General features: G+C 65.0%; 11 protein-coding genes and 1 pseudogene. 4 read left to right on the top strand and 8 right to left on the bottom strand.

Features of this window, described 5'->3' with window-relative positions:
- Nucleotides 1-46: 46 nt before the first annotated feature.
- The gene (locus CKW37_RS33625; RefSeq protein WP_371864287.1) at nt 47-1,207 is read right to left on the bottom strand and encodes a collagen-like triple helix repeat-containing protein; all 1,161 of its coding nucleotides are present in this window, start codon (nt 1,205-1,207) and stop codon (nt 47-49) included.
- A 27-nt stretch (nt 1,208-1,234) separates the two neighbouring features.
- Nucleotides 1,235-2,083: pseudogene (locus CKW37_RS33620) on the bottom strand (hypothetical protein); the annotation flags it as partial.
- Between the two features lie 417 nt (nt 2,084-2,500).
- Here CKW37_RS33620 and CKW37_RS12825 point away from each other — a divergent pair.
- A complete protein-coding gene (locus CKW37_RS12825) occupies nt 2,501-2,950 on the top strand; it encodes a DMT family transporter (RefSeq protein WP_095156050.1) in 450 nt (149 codons plus the stop codon).
- On the opposite strand, the gene pbpC is transcribed toward CKW37_RS12825, so the two are convergent.
- Nucleotides 2,944-5,298, bottom strand: a complete 2,355-nt coding sequence (gene pbpC / locus CKW37_RS12820) for a peptidoglycan glycosyltransferase PbpC (RefSeq protein ID WP_095156049.1) — start codon at nt 5,296-5,298, stop codon at nt 2,944-2,946. The two genes, CKW37_RS12825 and pbpC, sit on opposite strands and share 7 nt — an antisense overlap.
- A 92-nt stretch (nt 5,299-5,390) precedes the next feature.
- On the opposite strand from pbpC, the gene CKW37_RS12815 reads away from it, so the two are divergent.
- Nucleotides 5,391-5,684 carry a hypothetical protein gene (locus CKW37_RS12815; RefSeq protein WP_095156048.1) on the top strand — a complete coding sequence of 98 codons (294 nt, stop codon included), beginning with the start codon at nt 5,391-5,393 and terminating at the stop codon, nt 5,682-5,684.
- Nucleotides 5,685-5,718: 34 nt separating this feature from the next.
- Here the strand turns inward: CKW37_RS12815 and CKW37_RS12810 are convergent, their stop codons facing one another.
- A complete protein-coding gene (locus CKW37_RS12810; protein WP_095156047.1) occupies nt 5,719-10,614 on the bottom strand; it encodes an alpha-2-macroglobulin in 4,896 nt (1,631 codons plus the stop codon).
- A gap of 212 nt (nt 10,615-10,826) precedes the next feature.
- Here CKW37_RS12810 and CKW37_RS12805 point away from each other — a divergent pair, with 212 nt between their 5' ends.
- Nucleotides 10,827-12,167 (top strand): MATE family efflux transporter, encoded by a 1,341-nt coding sequence (locus CKW37_RS12805; protein WP_095156046.1) that lies wholly within the window; start codon nt 10,827-10,829, stop codon nt 12,165-12,167.
- 130 nt (nt 12,168-12,297) lie between these two features.
- On the opposite strand, the gene speA is transcribed toward CKW37_RS12805, so the two are convergent.
- From speA to CKW37_RS12785, 4 genes are all read right to left on the bottom strand, one after another.
- Nucleotides 12,298-14,211, bottom strand: a complete 1,914-nt coding sequence (gene speA / locus CKW37_RS12800; RefSeq protein WP_095156045.1) for an arginine decarboxylase — start codon at nt 14,209-14,211, stop codon at nt 12,298-12,300.
- Nucleotides 14,212-14,412: 201 nt separating this feature from the next.
- On the bottom strand, nt 14,413-14,784 hold the full coding sequence (locus CKW37_RS12795; protein ID WP_095156044.1) for a translation initiation factor Sui1: 372 nt from the start codon (nt 14,782-14,784) through the stop codon (nt 14,413-14,415).
- Nucleotides 14,785-14,979: 195 nt separating this feature from the next.
- The gene (locus CKW37_RS12790; protein ID WP_095156043.1) at nt 14,980-15,516 is read right to left on the bottom strand and encodes an NUDIX hydrolase; all 537 of its coding nucleotides are present in this window, start codon (nt 15,514-15,516) and stop codon (nt 14,980-14,982) included.
- Nucleotides 15,516-16,586, bottom strand: a complete 1,071-nt coding sequence (locus tag CKW37_RS12785; protein ID WP_095156119.1) for a DUF2333 family protein — start codon at nt 16,584-16,586, stop codon at nt 15,516-15,518. The genes CKW37_RS12790 and CKW37_RS12785 overlap by 1 nt, the downstream gene beginning before the upstream one ends.
- Nucleotides 16,587-16,867: 281 nt before the next feature.
- On the opposite strand from CKW37_RS12785, the gene CKW37_RS12780 reads away from it, so the two are divergent.
- Nucleotides 16,868-18,484, top strand: a complete 1,617-nt coding sequence (locus tag CKW37_RS12780) for a diguanylate cyclase (protein WP_095156042.1) — start codon at nt 16,868-16,870, stop codon at nt 18,482-18,484.
- The last annotated feature ends 84 nt before the right edge of the window (nt 18,485-18,568 follow it).

Raw genomic sequence — 18,568 nt, 5'->3', positions numbered from 1 at the left:
AGCGTAGGTGTTGCCCGTAAGATCGTCTAACAACAGTGATGGCTTTTTATTTTTTGAGGCCCCCGGTCAGGCCGTTGAGCAGGCCGCCAACGCCGCCGGTAGCTCCGGCACCGGCCCCCACGGAACCACCGACACTGGCCCCGACGGTGCCATTCAAGGTTCCTGTCACGGTACTGACCACGGTACCCAGCCCTGCACCGGCACCGCCCGTTCCGCCAGTCGCGCCGCCCAAGGTATTGGTTACTGTGTTGACCACGCCACTAAGCCCTGCGCCTGCACCACCCGTTCCGCCAGTCGCGCCGCCCAAGGTATTGGTTACCGTGTTGACCACGCCACTAAGCCCTGCGCCTGCACCACCCGTTCCGCCAGTCGCACCGCTCAAGGTATTGGTTACCGTGTTGACCACGCCACTGAGCCCTGCGCCGACACCACCACCGCTGGCTTGGCCGTTGACCAGGCCGCCCGTTTGGGTAACCGTTGCCCCGACTGCATTAAGCGTTGCGCCAACCTGATCCACTACCGGGTTGTTAGTAGCATTGGCCAGTTGGGTCCCAAGCCCGCTGACTGCACCGCCGACCTGACCGACCAGACCGCTCACCGGAGCGCCCAGGCCAGTAGCAGCCCCGACCTGCTGGGTCACGCCAGCGACAGTGTTGACGACCGGCGTAACCGCCGAGCTCACCGAGCTGGTCAGTGCCGCAGCCGGTGCGGCCGCGCCGCTGCTGGCGACACCGTTACCGCCAAGCAGCGTTCCCAGCGAAGCCACCGTGCCGCCAACACCGGTCGTGGCATTGCCGCCAGCGCTCACCACACCATTATTGCTGCCTGCATCGAGGCCGGTTCCGACACCTGCAACGACGCCGCCCACGGTTTCCAGCAAGCCCGTCGAACCACCCGCCTTGCCGTCGCCAACCAGGCCACCGGCGGTAGAGGTGCCACCACCGACATTACTCAGCAAGCCACCCACCGCAGTAGTAAGGGGGTTACCGTTGCCGGCGGCGGTGACGCTGTCGCCTACCTTGTCGACCAGGCCACCGACTTTCTGTACCACACCATCAACCGGGGTACCCAGCCCGGTCACCTTGCCCAGGTTGCCGGTGGTGTTCTCCACCAACGACACGACTTGCACAGCGGTGTTGCTGAGTTGCTGGTTGAGACTGCCGAGCGGGCCAGTCGTGCTCTGAGTGTCGAGAGTGTTGCCCAGCATGGTGACCGCTTGGCCAACCTGGCCGACCAGGCCACCAACCACAGGTACCTGCTCGATGACATTGCTACCGGCGAGTGCCTGTACTCCACTGCCAAGGTTCGCGACACCAGCGCCGACCCCGGAAAGGGTCTTGCCAACGGCATTACCGCCAGTGCCCAGTTCGCCGAGGCCGTTGCTCACCCCAGTACCGATGCTGGTGACTGCTTGACCCGCGGAGTTCACCAGGCCACCGGCATTGACGTTGCCCAGCACCGGCAACGCGTTGACAGTCGTACCAAGGCTGCTGACAGCCGTTCCAACCCCGGAGACCCCGGTGCCGACCTGATCCAGAACCTGGCCGGTAATGAGAGGTGTGGTGGTGTTGCCACCACCGCCGGCGTTACCGCCACCGGTGCCGCCACCGCCAGTGCCACCGCCGCCCGTACCGCCACCGCCGGTGCCGCCTCCGCCGGTTCCACCATCACCACCGCCCGTACCGCCGCCACCGGTTCCGCCACCGCCGGTTCCACCATCACCGCCGCCCGTGCCGCCGCCACCGGTTCCACCATCGCCGCCGCCGGTGCCGCCACCGCCGGTTCCGCCATCGCCGCCGCCCGTGCCGCCGCCACCGGTTCCGCCATCGCCGCCGCCCGTGCCGCCACCGCCGGTTCCGCCATCGCCGCCGCCCGTGCCGCCGCCGGTTCCACCATCACCGCCGCCCGTGCCGCCACCGGTTCCACCATCGCCTCCGCCGGCAGCACCGCCGCCGTCAGTTTGCGAAGAACCGTCCACTGAGCTGTGATGGCCACCGCCACCACTGCTGCAACCCGCCGATGCGGTTACAGCCAGAACCAATGCCAGTGCTGTGCTTGCCTTAATCCACGCTTGAGTATTCATGATGGCGACTCCATAGCTTTCGCTGCCGCTGCTTGGTGTTTACGGACGGTCCCAGAGCGGAACCTCCACTTCCGTAACGCCATATCAGCCCCCCAAGCGAGGAGTCACAATTCTGAACTTGGTATTAACCGTTTATATACGCCGGCGATGGCCAAAAAAGTTCTTTTAGTTCAATGGTTTGAGAACCTCTTTCAGCCCAGGTGATAGCACTTCGACTTTCGCGCTATATCCATTTGACGGGTAGCTGGCGCCAATTTCTGGTGCCTGGCACACGCATTGGCAGCCCGGCGGCGATGCATGAAAAGCGATTCGGGAAACCCCGTTGACTACAGTAGACTCCGCGCCCCCTTGCGGGTTTTCACTTGGCCGGGAGCTTGTCCGGCGAGTTTCGTAGCACTTTTTTCCTGGAGATTTTCCATGCCTGCCCCTGTCTGGTGGCTGCTTTGCCTGCCTTTTATCGCCGGTGCTTTCCTGCCCTTGCAGGCCGGTATCAATGGCCAGTTGGCCAAACAGGTGTCCAGCGTGCTGGCCGCCGCCCTTATTTCATTTGCGGTGGGCACCGTCGCCCTGCTGGCGCTGGTTCTGAGCCAGCGTGAGATGCCCGGCCTCACCGCGCTGAAAGGCCTGACCTGGTGGCACTGGAGCGGCGGACTGCTGGGGGCGTTCTTCATCACCACCGCCGCCTTCGCCGGCCCGCGCATCGGCGCCATGCTGTTCATGGCGCTGGTGCTGGCCGGGCAACTGGCGATGGCCATGGCCCTCGACCATTTCGGCTGGGCGGGCTTTCGTGAAGCGCCGGCCAGCCTCGGCAAGATCGCCGGGCTGGTGTTGATCCTCGGCGGGGTGTGGATGATTCGCCGCTACTGAGTGACCTGGAAAGTCAGCCGCGCGGTCTGGCCGCTGGCATCGAGCACGCTCAGTTCGTACTGGCCCGCCTCGTCGAGGTTGGCCTTCAACAGGCTCTGGCCGGCGGTTTCACCCAGCGGCGCACCGTTGAGGAACCACCAGCGCTGACCATCGCCACCCAGCGCGGACACATCCACATGCAGTGTCTCGCGACTGGTGGCCGGGCGCCGTAGCTGGTCGCCCTGGCGCACGCCGACGATGGACAGCGGCGGTGCCGTTGCTGGCACCTGTGGCGGGCAAGCGGAATCGGTCGCCGGTAGCCGCGCATCGCGCCGCTCCACGCGCGACAGCCACGGTTCCAACGGCGCGGGCCAGAGCGCGATATCCCGCGACTGCGCGCCGGGGCACGCCGCATCGACCCGCAAACCCCGATCATTGACCCAGACCCGCTCCAGTAACCCGACACTCAGTGGCTGGTCCTGCGCCATCAGTGTCGGCGGGGTGGTGCCGTCCAGCGTCCAGGCAAACCGCTGGCGTCGACAATTGGGATCGCTGCGCGTCAGCGGCTGGCCCAGCGGCCAGCAGATCGCTGCCACCCCGACATTGGCCGGCACTGCCGGCACAGGGGCGGCAATGCCACGCTGGCTGTCGCGGTTGCTCAACACATCGTGCACTTGCAGCATCAACGGCGCGGCCGAGGCCAGGCCAAACTGCCCCGGCACCGGCGTGCCGTCAGGACGCCCGATCCAGACGCCAATCAGGTAACGCGGCCCGACCCCGATCGACCAGGCATCGCGAAAGCCGTAGCTGGTGCCGGTCTTCCAGGCCAGCGTCGGACGCTGCACCAGTTCGGCATGCGGATCACGGTCAGGGCGGGCCTGACCGCTGAGAATACGCCGCACGATCCACGCCGCGCCCGGCGACAGCAGGCGCCGCTCCAGCAGCGGCGCATCCGGTTGCAGACGCAGGCTGGCGCTCATGCCGTCGCGGGCGAAGGCGCTGTAGCCAGCGACCAGATCTTCCAGGCGGCTGCCACCCCCACCAAGGATCAGCGACAGGTTCGGCTCGGCCAACGCCGGCAGCGCCAGCGGAACACCTGCGGCGCGCAGTTGCGCGGCGAAGCGCTTCGGCCCGTAGGCTTCCAGCAATTGCACCGCCGGCAGGTTGAGCGATAGCGACAACGCCGAGCTAGCCGCCACCGGACCACTGAAGCCCATGGAGAAATTGCCGGGGCGATAGTCGCCATAACGCCGCGGCACATCCTGCAACAGCGATTCGGAGTGGATCAGGCCGTCGTCCATGGCCATGCCGTAGAGAAACGGTTTGAGGGTCGAGCCCGGCGAGCGCCAGGCGCTGATCATGTCGACGTGACCAAAACGACGCTCGTCATTGAGGTCCACCGAACCGAGGTAAGCGCGCACCGCCATGGTCTGCGACTCGACCACCAGGATCGCCGCCGAAGTCCGCTCGGGAAGCCGCGCACGCCAGCCGATCAGCAGGTCTTCCAGGCGCCGTTGCAACACGGCATCGAGGGTGGTGCGAATCAGCGGCGGGCTGTCTGCACGGTTCAGGCGTCGCGCCAACAAGGGTGCCAGTGCCGGCTCCTGGCGCGGGGCGAGCAGCAGTGGTTCTTCCATGGCTTCGTGGATCTGCTGGCTCGGCCACACCTGATATTCATCGAGACGCTGCAGCACCTTGTCGCGGGCGGCGGTGGCGCGCTGCGGATGGCGATCCGGGCGCAGGCGGCTGGGCGCTTGCGGCAGTACCGCGAGCAGCGCCGCCTCGGCGGGCGTCAGGTGCAGCGGTGACTTGCCCAGGTACGCCCAACTTGCCGCCGCCACGCCTTGCAGGGTGCCGCCGAAGGGCGCGCGATTGAGATAAATCTCGAGGATCTCGCGCTTGGACAAATGCCACTCCAGTTGCAACGTGCGCCAGAGCTGGCGCAGCTTGCCGGGCAAGGTGCGCGAGTGTGGATCGAGCAGGCGCGCCACCTGCATCGACAAGGTGCTGCCGCCCGACAACACCCGGCCTCCACTGAGGTTTTGCCAGGCCGCACGCCCGAGTGCCAGCGGGTTGACCCCGGGATGGCGATAGAACCAACGGTCCTCATAGGTGAGCAGGGCCTGAAGGTACAACGGCGAGACTTCCTCGACACCGACCGGGTAACGCCAGACGCCTTCGGCATCGGCGAAGCGCCACAACGGCGTACCGTCCTCGGCCAGCACCACCCGGGCCAGATCATCCTCGGGCAGCGGCAACGGCCAGATCCGGTCGGCCAACCACAGCAGCGCCACCAGCCCCAGTCCCGCCAGCAGCACCAGGGTTGCCACGCGGGCCTTGCGACCACGCGGCAGGGCTACGCTGAACATCGGAAGCACTCCATCAGGGAACCGTAATGGCCTGGCGATAGCCAAAGGCTGGAAGGCAGCGTGAACGCTGTGACGATCATCAGGACACAACCATGCATGTAGAAAGTTTTTTCGAGTGGCTGGGACAAGCGATAGGCGCCGTCATCCACTTCGTGGTGGACGCCCTAAGCGGGCTGTTTGCGCTGCTGGCCAACGCCGGAACGAAGTTCATCGACGGCCTGGCAAGCACCTTGGGCATGGACACGTCGCTCATCAGCATCCTGATTCTGATCATCGGGTTGCTGCTGTTGTATTCAGCGGTCAGGGCGTTCATGCGGGCATCGGTGATTGCCGGAATCATCTGGGCATTGTTGGGGTTGTGGGTGTTGAGTTGGGTAGTGCATTGAACAGTGGGGGCCGCGCTTGCGGCCCCCATTGATTTCAACGGCCCTTGATGACCATCTCTCCAGCGCCATCGCCCACAGCCTGCCAGTCCGGCCGGTACATCGACTCCACTTGCGGCGGCGGAATCCGGTAACTGCCCGGGGTTACCGCCCGCGCCAGATACAGCAGGTGGGTGGTGCCATAACCATCGAGGTTCAACGCCGCCACATAGCGGTCATCACGGAACTCCTGGTGAACCACGTTGGCGTTCTCCATCGCCTCACGCCATTGCTTGACCGCGCTGCTGGCGTTTTCCAGGCTGGCGGCGCTTTGCGCGAGGTTCTGGTTTTCCAGTTCCAGTCCCGCCGGCAGCAGATCCACCACCAGCGCATCCGGCACCCGGGCCTTGGCCTGAATCGCCAGGTGCACCAGCACCAGGTCGCCGCTTTCCAGCGAACGCAAATCCAGCGCCTGGCCATTCATGCCCAGGTACTCGCGACGGATGCTCATGTTGTTGCCACTGGCTGCCGGTGCCTGACGCGGGTAACCAGATAAGGTCAGGCGCTGGTAAAGCGTCTGCTCGCCTTCGTTGTGCACGGTCAGCGGCGAAGCCAGTAACGCGCCCTCAAGGTGCAGGCCGGATTGCGTCGGGCTCAGCTCGCGGGTTTCGCCGGCGCTGTCCAGTTGTGCTTTCCACTGCCCTTCGGGTTGTTGCGCCAGACCACGACCGGCGAGGAACAGGGCGTTGCGCTCCTGGGTAGACAGCCACGGACTGGCGGCCAACTGATCGGAGAGCTGGAACAGGCGATCCGGAATCACCTTGCTGGCGAGCTTGTACTCGTCGAGCAAGGCGAGGATCAGCGCCTGGTCCCGCAACGGGCTGCCGTAGTCAGCCATCCACGCGTTGTCGCGGGTGACCGCCAGCCCGGCCTGCAAGGCCTGCTCGCCACGAGGCTTGTCGCCCATGGTGTCGAGGGCGATCGCCAGTTGCACCAGCGGCAGACCGGAACGGGCATCGGCGCGACGCTCGAACAGACTGCGCAGGGCGCCCAACGGCGCCTGCTGGCTGCGGGACAACACCAGCGCGGCGTAAGCCTGCACGGCAAAGCGGCTGTGCTCGGCGTTCTCGCTGTAGTTGACCTCGATCAGGTTGCGCTCCTGCACATATCGCAGCAGTCGCTCGCTGGCCTTCTTCAAGGCCTCGGGCGGTACGGCGAAGCCCTGGTCACGGGCGCGCAGGAGGAAGTCGGTGACATACGCAGTCAGCCAATACTCCTCGTCACCATCGGAACTCCACAGGCCGAAGCTGCCGTTGTAACGCTGCATGCCCAGCAAGTGCTCGATGCCCATCTCTATCTTGCGCTGGCGGTCTGCGGCCGGCTCGCCGGTCAGGCCGAGGCGCTTGAGGGTGGCGGCATCGGCGTAGAGCGATGGGTACAAGCCGCTGGTGGTCTGCTCCAGGCAACCATAGGGATAGGCTTTCAACGCGCGGATCTGTTCGGCGAGGTTCAGCGGCGGCCGGCTCGACAACGCCAGGGTCGCTTCCAGTCCCGCCTGCTCGAACAGCGCCAGATCCTGCTCCGGCAAGCTCCATGGCTCGTCCTTGAGCGCCACGCGGTAGTGCTTGAGTTGCGCCGGATACGCCGGGCGCACGCCAAGGGTCCAGTCGCGGGAGAAGCCCGTGTCGGTCTCGCCCGGCAGCACCAGGCCATCGACGCGCACGGTGACGCGGCCTTGGCCGAAGCCGCCCTTGGCCTGCACCGGCACTTGCAACGTGACGCGCTGGCCGGGCTTTAGCTTGAGCGTCTGATGGGACGAGCCCAGCAGGTCCAACTGGCCTTCGGTGGCGAGCGCCACCGCGAGGGTCTGCGGTTGTTCGGTGAGGTTGGACAGGTCCAGCGCCAGGCTGGTGCGGTCGCCACCGGCGAGGAAACGCGGCGCCGACAGTTCGGCGATCAGCGGCGCGGCAACCACGGTCTTGCCCTCGGCCACGCCGAAGCGGTCTTCGCTCCAGGCCTGAGCCATCAGGCGCAATTCACCGTTGAAGTCGGGAATCTCCACGGTCGCCTGACCTTTGCCCTGCGCGTCGAGGGTCACCGGCGCGCTTTGCAGGGCGACGATGGTCACGCTGGTGTCCGGACGCTTGCCGCCCTTGGCCATGCCGGCGTCACCACCGAAGGCGAGGCTGGCGAGACGGCCCTGGCCGGCTTCGATCAGTTGCCCGTAGATATCCAGTTGGTCAGCGCCGTAGGCCTTGCGGCCGAACATGCCGGTGAACGGATCAGGGGTGACGTAGCTGGTGATATTGAGAATGCCGACGTCCACTGCCGCCAGCAGCACCTGGACCTGCTTCGGCACGCTGCCATCGGCATTGCGCGCTTCGATGTTGACGGTCAGCGGGTGCTTGGGCCGCATCTTCGCGGGTGCGTCGAGGGTCAGCGCCAGCTTGCGCTGGGCACGATCCAGCGGCAGGTGCAGCACGCCCACGGCGCGCTTCGGTGTGACGTTGGCCTTGCGCTCGCCCGGGCGGATCACCAGCGCGCTGACATAGAGGTCATGCCGCGCCCATTTCGGGTCGAGCTTCACCTCGAAGGCCTTGCCCTCGGCGGGGACGTCGATCTCCTGCCACCACAACGGGCCGTCATTGCCTTCCACCATCAGGTAGCCCTTGCCCGCAGCGGGCGGGGTGACCGTCACGGTGGCGGTGTCGCCATCGTTATAGGCCGGCTTGTCGAGGGCCAGACGCACTTGGTCAGGGCGCACCGCGCCGCCGTCGGCGTTGTCCTGGGCGCGGTAGCCGGCCCAGAAGCGCAGGCTGCTGGTGATGCCGGTATCCGGGTCTTCCACTTCGACACGGTAAGGGCCCCACTCCACCGGGAAACTGAGCTTGGTGGTGCTGCCGGCGGGAACGTTGATGCTCTGTTCACTTTCGGTGAGCTGTTTCTCGTTGAAGTTGTAGCTCCAACCGTCGCTCTGCGAGTAGTTCCAGTAATAGTCGCGGCGCTCACGCACCAGGCGCACGCGCAGGTTTTCTGCGGCGAGCTTGTTGCCGTCGCGGTCGGCCATCAGCAGTTCGATTTCCACCGGGGCATCGCCATCGGTTTCCTCGCCCTCGAACAAACCGCGCAGGCCCGGCAGACGTTCCGCTGGCCAGATCGGTTGTTCCAGGCGCCGGGTGATCGGCCGGCCACCGGACTCCTGCAAGCTGGCCTGCACCGTCAGTTGCAGCGGCGAGCGGGCCTCGGCCCATTCGCTGGCGATGCTGATCGTCGCCTCGCCATTGGCATCAAGGGTGCTTTCTTCCAGCTCCAGGTCGTGGCTCAACTCGCCTTCGGTGACCGAACCGAACTGGTAGCCGGGCAATGCCGGTACCGCCTCGCGCAGCGGCCGCACATAGACCTGGCCGCTGAGCCGGTTGCCCGCCGCCGGCGCGCCATACAGGTAGCGGCCGTTGACGCTGACTTCGGCGGTCTCGTCGGGGCTCAGCGGCGTATCGCTGCCCTTGAGTTCCAGCGCAAGGCGCTCGGGCAGGAAGTCTTCGACGAGGAATTCGTGAACCTGGCGCTTGCCGCCGCCGAGGTCGAACAGCAATTGCCAACGCCCGGTCGGCGCTTCGCCGGCCAGTTGCAGTGGGTACTGATAGAAACCGTTGGCATCGGCTTCCCAGACGAACTTGCGACTGACCTGCTCGTCCGGCCGACGCACTTCCACGTTGATCGGCTGGGCGTTGACCGGCTTGCCGTCCTGGTCGCGCAGCAGGCCATTGAGCAGCACGGTTTCGCCGGGACGATAGAGGTCGCGCGGGCCGAAGACGAAGAACTGCAACGGGTTGGCCTGCGGGCCGGTGACGGTGAATTCGGAAAGATCCAGCGCGGCACTGTTCAAGCGCAAGAGCGTGGTGTGCTCGCCCTGGCGCGCCAGCAGCACGTCGGCCTTGGGTGGCAGCGGCAGTTGCGCGTGGCCACTGCTGTCGGTCTTGCCCTGGCCGAGCAATTTGCCCTCGTTGTCGAGCAGGTCCAGCTCGACGCCACTCAGGGCCTTGCCACCCTCCAGCGCCTGGGTGAAGACATCGAGGCGATTGCTGTAGCGGTGCACCGACAGGCCGATGTCGCTGAGGGTGAACAGGGTCGCCGGCTGCGAATAGTTGTAGGTGCCGGAGGCACGCATCACCGCCAGGTAGACGCCGGCTTCCTGCAATGGCTTGATCCCGGCCATGGGCAGCAGCAGGGTTTCGCGGGTGTTGGCTGCCGGGTTCAGTTCGAAGCGACCGGCGTAGACCAGATCGGCCATGGGCAGCAGTTCATTGGCCTCGTAGCTCTGCAACGCGCTGTTGCGGCCCCACGAACCGAGGAAGGTCGGCAGGGACTCGGACTTGATGCGGAAGAATTCGACATCGACCTTGGCGACGTTCAGGGCGATCACCGGCAGGCCCTCGGCCAGGCGAGTCGGCAGCAGCGAACCGCGACTGGCGAAACCGATGCTCGGCTCCATGTCACGCGTCTCCAGGCGGCTGACATATTCACCGGCCAGGCGCTGGCCATTGACGCTGAGCAGACCGGCATCGATGGTCAGCACCAGCTTGCGCTTTGGTTCCAGGTGGCGCAGGCGCAACTCCATGCGGTTGTTGGACAGCTCCCAGGCGCCATCCACCTTGCCCTTGACCGTGTCCACCAGGTGCAGGCGCTCGGCGAACGGCTGGTCGGCGTCCAGCGGCGCGGAGAATGTCACCGACAGCGCACTGGCGCCGTCGAGCTGCACCTCCGAGACGTCCACCACGTTCAGCTCACGGCCGGCGTAGCGCTGGGCCAGCGCGGCGACATCGACGGTGGTCGGCGTAGCCGCAGGAGCGGTTGCGGCGGCCTTCTCGGCGGGCGCGGGTTTATCGACGGATGACGAATCACAGGCGCTGAGCAGCGCCAGCGCGCAGGCCAGCCACAGTCCTTTGTTGAGCATGGGGATAACTCTTTGGCAGCAGGATCAGACGGGAAACTATATATCAAGGCTGGCGGCTTCACCGGCCAATGCCCGCGGGATGAGACAGGGTTCACCCGGCAAAGTGCGGCGAGGTGGGTAGAATGTGCCGATTCAGGCTGCTGCGCTGCCCTTCTGTAGGAGCGAACCTGCTCACAACGAGGACTGCGCCTCAGTCACATCAAGGACTTTTCATGCCCTCATTCTTCGCCGACTGGCGCCACCGCCCCACCCACCACAAGGTCTGGGCCCTGGCTGCGCCGATGATCCTGTCCAACATCTCGGTGCCACTGGTGGCCCTGGTCGACAGCACGGTGATTGGCCACCTGCCCCACGCCCACCAGCTCGGCTCCGTGGCGGTGGGCGCCAGCCTGTACACCCTGCTGGTGTCGGTGCTGGGTTTCCTGCGCATGGGCTCGACCGGTTTCGCCGCCCAGGCCGCCGGGCGATCCGACGGCGCGGCGCTGCGCCAGGTGCTGGTTCAGGGTCTGTTGCTGGCGCTGTTTTTCGCCCTGTTGCTCGGTCTGCTCGCCATCCCGTTGAGTCACCTCGCCGTGGGCCTGATGCAGCCCGGCGCGGAGCTGGAGCAAGGCACTCTGCAGTTTTTCCGGATCCGCCTGCTGGGCTTGCCGGCGGCGCTGGCCAGCTTCGCCCTGGTCGGCTGGTTCCTCGGCACGCAGAACGCCCGCGCGCCGCTGATCATCCTGCTGACCACCAACCTGCTGAACATCGTTCTCAATCTGTGGTTCGTCCTCGGGCTGGACTGGGGCGTGGCCGGATCGGCGCGGGCCTCGGTGATTGCGGAGTGGGCCGCGGCGTTGATCGGACTGGCGCTGACGCGACCGTCATTACGCGCGTTTCCCGGCCACGTCATCTGGCCGCTGCTGGCGCGCTGGCAGAGCTGGCGCCCGATGCTCAGCGTCAACCGCGACATCTTTATCCGCAGCCTGGCGCTGCAAGGGGTGTTCTTCCTCATCACTGTGCAAGGCGCGCGCATGGGCGAAGCGACCGTGGCCGCCAACGCCCTGCTGCTCAATGGCCTGCTGCTGACCGCCTACGCGCTGGACGGCCTGGCCCACGCCGTCGAAGCCCTGTGCGGCCACGCCATCGGTGCTCACGACCGTCCGGCGTTACGCCGTTCACTGGTGATCGCCGGTGGCTGGTCACTGATCGCCAGCGTGGGGTTTGCCGTGCTGTTCCTGCTCGGCGGGCACCTGTTCATCCAGATGCAGACCGACATCCCCAGCGTTCGCGAAACCGCCTTCGAATACCTGCCGTACCTGGCGCTGCGGCCGTTGATTGCCGTCTGGAGCTACCTGCTCGATGGCCTGTTCATCGGCGCTACCCGCGCTCGCGAGATGCGCGATGCCATGTTGCTCAGCGTCGTCATCGCCCTGCCCTTCGCCTGGTTCGCCAGCGACCTGGGGAATCATGGGTTGTGGTTGGCGTTTCTGTTGTTCATGGCCTTGCGCGGGGTGACGCTGGGGGCAATGGGGTGGTGGTTGCAGCGGCGGGATGGGTGGTTTGCGCAGTAGTCAGGCGTATGCCGGAAGACTTTTAGCACCCTCAAGATCGAGCGCAACAAAGCTGTTGGCAAGCACCTGACGCCCCAAAAAAAGGCCCGCCCCCGGAATCCCGAGGGCGGGCCGTTTCACACCAGCGATATTACGACGACAGGTACGAAGACCGCGTCAGCCCCAACCGCAGTGCGTCGAGGAACTGGGTCCGCTCACGGGCACTGATGCGCGCACTGGCGACTTTGTCGCGGTAGTGGGTCATCAGTTCTTCCGGCGACAGGTGCACGTAGCGCAGCATGTCTTCGATGGTGTCGTGGGTTTCGATACCGGCGTGGTACACGCTGCCGTTCGGGTTCTGGTAGATGTTCACCGAGTCGGTGTCGCCGAACAGGTTGTGCATGTCGCCGAGGATTTCCTGGTAGGCGCCGACCAGGAAGATCCCCAGCAGGTAGTCCTCGCCCTCGTTGACCGCATGCACCGGCAGGCTGGTCTCGATGCTCTGCTCGTCGACGTATTGGTTGATCTTGCCGTCGGAGTCGCAGGTCAGGTCCTGCAGCACCGCGCGGCGCAGCGGTTCTTCATCCAGGCGATGCAGCGGCAGGATCGGCAGGACCTGGCCGATGGCCCAGGTGTCCGGCAGGCTCTGGAATACCGAGAAGTTGCAGATGTATTTGTCGGCGAGCTTGTCGTTGAGTTCGTCGAGCACCTGGCGGTGCGAACGCTGACGCGCCTTGAGCGAGTTGTGCAGGCGCCGGCAGACGGCGAAGTAGCACTGCTCGGCCAGGGCTTTCTCGGCCAGGGTGATCTTGCCGTCGGCGTACTGCGCAGCCACGTCGCTCATGTAGTGGGTGGCGCGCCAGTAGGTCTCGGTGACCATCTCGATATCGGTCGGGCCAAGCAGGTCGACCAGCCATTGCACGGTTTCCGGCAGGCTTTCCTTGTTCTCGATTTCCGGCACGTCGTCGTTGTGACGCTCGACGTCGGTCACCTGCACCACCAGCACGGCGTGGTGCGCGGTCAGCGAGCGACCGCTTTCCGAGAAGATGTGCGGATGCGGCAGACCCTGGGCGTCGCAGAATTCCTTGAGCATGCCGACCACGACACCGGCGTAGTCGTCCATGTCGTAGTTGATCGAGCTGGCATTGCGCGAGTGGGTACCGTCGTAGTCCACGCCCAGGCCGCCGCCGACGTCGATGTGATCGACCGGCAGGCCCAGCGCGCGCAGTTCGCCGTAGTAACGGATGGCTTCCTTGAAGCCGTGCTGGTAGTCCGCCAGGTTGGCGATCTGCGAGCCCATGTGGAAGTGCAGCAGGCGAATGCCCTGGTCGAGCCCGGCATCACGGAAGCGCTGGACCACGGAGATCAGTTGCGCCGCGGACAGGCCGAACTTGGATTTCTCGCCACCGGTGTCAGCCCATTTGCTCGACGCCAGCGACGACAGGCGCACACGCAGGCCGACCTGCGGCTTGACCTTGAGCTCGGCGGCCTCTTCGATCACCAGGCCCACTTCCGACTCTTTCTCGATGACGATGAAGACGTTGTGGCCGAGCTTCTGGCCCATCAGCGCCAGGCGAATGAACTCGCGGTCCTTGTAGCCGTTGCAGACGATGGTACCGCCCTTCGGCGCCAGCGCCAGCACCGCCAGCAGCTCCGGCTTGGAGCCGGCTTCCAGGCCGATGGAAACATTCTGGGTGGCGATGATGTTCTCGATCACCGCTTCCTGCTGGTTGACCTTGATCGGGTACAGCGCGGTGTACTCGCTCTGGTATTCCAGGCGCGCGATGTTGGCGTCGAAGGCGCCGGTCAGTTGGCGAACGCGGTCTTGCAGGATATCGGGGAAGCGAACCAGCAGTGGCAGCGACAGGCCGCTCTTGCGCAGTTCGTCGACCTGTTCGAACAGGTCGATCGGCGCACTGCCCGGGCCATTGGGGCGAACTTCGACACGCCCCGCTTCATTGATCGCGAAATATCCCGCGCCCCAATGGCGAATCCCATAAACACTGCGGCTATCGGCCACGGTCCATTGGCTGCCATCGTCTTTGCGTGTGCGTCGTACGGACATCGAAGTCCCCTATTCAAGAAAGTCAGGTAACACCGGCCAAGCGGGATGGCGCAGTGTAAAAAATGAAAATGACGATTTTCCCTGTTCAGGCATAGACCCCTCACAAGGCAACGAGTTTAGACGCTGGACGAAAAGTCCCGGGGGCCTCGGCCCTGCGCCCGCCCTGCACAAGCTGCGGACACGCAAGAGCGAGGCAGGCGATCAGCCGCCGGATTTTTTCGCTTTGAAACCCTGCTTGATCAGCTCGGCCAGCAACAACTCGACATGGTCGCCCTGGATTTCGATGACGCCGTCTTTCAACGCGCCGCCTGTGCCGCAACGCCGTTTCAGCGTGGTGGCGAGGTCCTTGAGCTGTTCGGCTGGCAGCGGGACGCCGCTGATGGTGGTCACCGTCTTGCCGCCGCGACCTTTGCTTTCGCGGCGCACACGGGCGATGCCATCACCTTCGGGGATGACCGTCTGCTTGCAGATGCAGGCATCGATGGGTTTGCTGCAGTCCGGACAGTGCCGACCTGCATCAGTGGAGAACACCAGGCCGCCGAGGGCGGAAAATGATGAGGCTTTCTTGGCCACTTTTGATCCTCTGTGTTGAGGACAAAAACTGGTCGCTGTCCCTGGCAGGACATCGACCGCGAAGCCCCACTCTGGCAGGGGCAGCGCACCTGCCGTGAGCGGGTCGCGGCAGGGTGAAAAAGGCCGCGCAGTGTAACGGCAAATGCGCCGGTTGCTAAGTACAGAACTGCGCCATTTTGGGCGATTTTCGCGACGTCAGGCTTGACGGTCGAAAACCCGGTTCAGGGCAGCCAGGGAGTCGGGGCAATACGGCAGGTGGCGGGACTCTTCGCGGATCACTTCGAGATTGACGAAACGGGCTTCGCTGACCTCTTCCGGCTGCAGCTGCAAAGGCCCGTCCCAGACGGCCGAGAACACCGAACACCAGAGCCGGTTGCCCGGCTGGTCGAAGAAAAAGTGGTCATGGGCGCGCAGCTCGACGCCACTCACCCCCAGCTCTTCCGCCAGTTCCCGCGCCGCCGAGTCGGCGTATTCCTCGCCCGCCGCGACCATGCCGCCCGCGGCCACATCCCAGTAGCCGGGATAAATGGCCTTGCTCAGCGTGCGCTTATGAACGCACAACTGACCGGCGCCGTTGAACAGCAGGATGAAGGTGCAGCGGCCGATGAGGCCACGCTCGCGCAACTCGGCGCGCGGCAACTCGCCGAGCAGGCGGTCGTCCTCATCGACCCAGGCAACCCGTTCCAGGTCCGAGGCGGCCCGATGCGCCGCCTCCGCTTCGCTGATGCTCATCAGCCCTGGGACAGCAACTGGCGCAGATCGATGACTGCGGCGTTGGCCCGGGAAATGTAGTTGGCCATGACCAGCGAGTGGTTGGCCCACATGCCGAAGCCGCTGCCGTTCAGCACCATCGGGCTCCACAGCGCTTCCTGCGAAGCTTCCAGCTCGCGGATGATCTGCCGCACGCTGACGGTTGCGTTCTTCTTCGCCAGCACGTCGGCGAAGTCCACCTCGATGGCACGCAGCAGGTGCGACAGCGCCCAGGCCTGACCGCGGGCCTCGTAGAACACGTTGTCGATCTGCATCCACGGGGTTTCAACCAGCTCTTCATCCAGCTGCGGTGCCTGACCCGCGACCACCGCCTCGGTTTTCAGGGTGCTGTTGAGCTTGACCCGGCCAACGCTGGCCGACAGGCGCTGCGACAACGAGCCCAGACGGGTGGCGACATCGCCCAGCCAGTTGTTCAGGTTGTCGGCGCGGGTGTAGAAGATCGCGCCCTTGTCAGCGGCGGCCAGGCGAGCCTGATAGCGGCTCAGGGACTTGATGCCTTCTTCGAACTCGGACTCGCTCGACGGCAGGATCCAGCTCTTGTTGTCGAAGTTGAAGCGCGGCTCGGCCTTGGCCAGATCGGCGTCTTCGGTCGATTGCGACTGCGAGCGGGCGAAGTCCTTGCGCAGGGCGCGGGACAGATCGCGGACCTGGACCAGCACGCCGTATTCCCAGCTCGGCATGTTGTCCATCCACAGTCCCGGCGGGAAGCGGTCGTTGGAGATGTAGCCGCCCGGCTTGTTCAGCAGGGTGCCGGCGACAGTCTTGAGGGTTTCGATGGTGGTGTAGCCGATCACCATCTGCTGGCCGCTCTGCTCGGCGGCGATCTGGGCGTTCTGCTGCACGGGGAACAGCGCCGGCTCCTCGCTCCAGTACCAACCCAGGCCGACCGTCACCAACAGGTACAGGCCGATCACTACCGCCAGCGAACGGCTGAGCAGGCCGCGGAAATAGCTGTCTTTCGGCGTGGAACGACCAGCGCTGCGCTCCTCGCGCGCTTCGGCGCTGCCCGTACGGTTTTTCCAGTCAAGCATGGCGTTGTCCTTATCGGTCAGGGGCATTTCCAGGGTTCGACCGCAACCTCCGGGCATTGGTGCCGACGCATCGACGATTGTCGGAAAATGCGCGGGCGCCGGGGCGGCCTGAGTGTCAGCACTATAAAGCAAGGGCAGAGGATCGCATAAACGACTCACGGGTCAGGAACTGAATTGTTCTCCGGCGTCAAAAAATTGATGCAGGGCACTCGTTTGCTCAGAAAGTGGTGCTAGCATAGAGCCATCACTCGAACTGCCTCACCTTTATAAGTAGTCAGGACATGACCGAGCCAGAAGACCCGAATCGCGAGCGACTAAAGCAACACTTTGCCCAGCGGGTCATTCATCAGGCCCGGCAGATCCTCGAGATCTGGCAGCGACTGCAACGCAGCGAATGGTCCACCGGCGACCTGGGCGAACTGTGCGAGGCCAATCTGCGCCTGCAACGTTACGCCGTACGTTTCGAGCAACCGGAACACAGCCTGCTGGCCGACGCCATCGGCGAGGTGCTGGACGCGGTCGAAGCCAACAGCGCGCGGCTGAGCAGCAACCTGATCAGCGAACTCAACCGCTTGATGCAGCGCCTGTCGCGCACCGGCCTGCGTCAGGGCGACCGCCTTGAACAGACGCCGCTGCCACCGCTGCGCAAGCCGGTCTACATCATGCTTCAGGACCATGACCGGGCCGAGCGCCTGGTCAAGCAACTGGAGTTCTTCGGCTTGGGCGTGGAAGCGCTGGACTGTGCCAACGCCTTCAACGCGTCGATGAGCGAGCGCCTGCCCTCGGCGATCGTCATGGACGTGGATTTCGGCGGTCCCGGCCAGGGCCTGAAGCTCGCGGAACAAGCCCAGCAAGGTCTGGAACAGCGCGTGCCGCTGCTGTTCTTCAGCCTGCATGAAACCGATACCCCGACCCGCCTCGCGGCAGTGCGCGCCGGCGGCCAGGAATTTCTCACCGGCACCCTCGAAGCGTCGAGCCTGCTGGAGAAAGTCGAACTGCTCACCAGCGTCGCCCAGTACGAGCCGTTTCGCGTCCTCATCATCGACGACTCCCGCGCCCAGGGCCTGCACACCGAACGCCTGCTGAACAATGCCGGCATCGTCACCCGCACGCTCACCGATCCGATCCAGACCATGGCCGAGCTGGCCGATTTCCAGCCCGACCTGATCATCCTCGACATGTACATGCCGGCCTGCACCGGCGCCGAGCTGGCCAAGGTGATCCGCCACAACGACCGCTACGTCAGCGTGCCGATCATCTACCTCTCCGCCGAAGACGACCTGGACAAGCAACTCGACGCCATGAGCGAAGGCGGCGACGACTTCCTGACCAAGCCGATCCGCTCGCGCCACCTGATCACCACCGTGCGCAACCGCGCCGCCCGCGCCCGCAATCTGAAATCGCGGATGGTTCGTGACAGCCTCACCGGCCTCTACAACCACACCCACATCCTACAACTGCTCGAAGACTGCAGCTTCCGCGCCCGCCGCGAGAGCCTGCCGCTGAGCTTCGCCATGCTCGATATCGACCACTTCAAGAAGGTCAACGACAGCCACGGGCACCCCATGGGCGACCGGGTGATCAAGAGCCTGGCGCTGTTTCTCAAGCAACGCCTGCGCAAGACCGACTTCATCGGCCGCTACGGCGGTGAAGAGTTCGCCATCGTCATGCCTAACACCGACGTCGGCTCCGCGCACAAAGTGCTCGACGAGATCCGCCGGCGCTTCGCCGAGATCCACTACCCCGCTCAGCCGCAGGACCTGTTCTGCACCTTCAGCGCCGGCGTGGTGGAACTGAATGACGAACTCGACGCCCTGAGCATGGCCACCGCCGCCGACGAAGCGCTGTACCGCGCCAAGGCCGCCGGGCGCAATCGGGTGCTGCGGGTCGAGACATGAAATCAAATGGCCACTTTTTTTGACCAAGTGGCCCGCTTCGTCATAACCCCGTCATAAAAGCGCAATAAGTTCAGTGACTTGCCA

The sequence above is a fragment of the Pseudomonas sp. Irchel 3E13 genome (genome assembly GCF_900187455.1).
Taxonomy (GTDB): domain Bacteria; phylum Pseudomonadota; class Gammaproteobacteria; order Pseudomonadales; family Pseudomonadaceae; genus Aquipseudomonas.
This window is presented reverse-complemented; position numbering and strand designations above follow the sequence as displayed.

What these genes read in the sequence shown, in the direction of transcription:
- CKW37_RS33625 (WP_371864287.1), bottom strand. Translation starts at nt 1,207, where the DNA reads ATGCTGGGCAACACTCTCGACACTCAGAGCACGACTGGCCCGCTCGGC.
- CKW37_RS12825 (WP_095156050.1), top strand. Translation starts at nt 2,501, where the DNA reads ATGCCTGCCCCTGTCTGGTGGCTGCTTTGCCTGCCTTTTATCGCCGGT.
- pbpC (WP_095156049.1), bottom strand. Translation starts at nt 5,298, where the DNA reads ATGTTCAGCGTAGCCCTGCCGCGTGGTCGCAAGGCCCGCGTGGCAACC.
- CKW37_RS12815 (WP_095156048.1), top strand. Translation starts at nt 5,391, where the DNA reads ATGCATGTAGAAAGTTTTTTCGAGTGGCTGGGACAAGCGATAGGCGCC.
- CKW37_RS12810 (WP_095156047.1), bottom strand. Translation starts at nt 10,614, where the DNA reads ATGCTCAACAAAGGACTGTGGCTGGCCTGCGCGCTGGCGCTGCTCAGC.
- CKW37_RS12805 (WP_095156046.1), top strand. Translation starts at nt 10,827, where the DNA reads ATGCCCTCATTCTTCGCCGACTGGCGCCACCGCCCCACCCACCACAAG.
- speA (WP_095156045.1), bottom strand. Translation starts at nt 14,211, where the DNA reads ATGTCCGTACGACGCACACGCAAAGACGATGGCAGCCAATGGACCGTG.
- CKW37_RS12790 (WP_095156043.1), bottom strand. Translation starts at nt 15,516, where the DNA reads ATGAGCATCAGCGAAGCGGAGGCGGCGCATCGGGCCGCCTCGGACCTG.
- CKW37_RS12785 (WP_095156119.1), bottom strand. Translation starts at nt 16,586, where the DNA reads ATGCTTGACTGGAAAAACCGTACGGGCAGCGCCGAAGCGCGCGAGGAG.
- CKW37_RS12780 (WP_095156042.1), top strand. Translation starts at nt 16,868, where the DNA reads ATGACCGAGCCAGAAGACCCGAATCGCGAGCGACTAAAGCAACACTTT.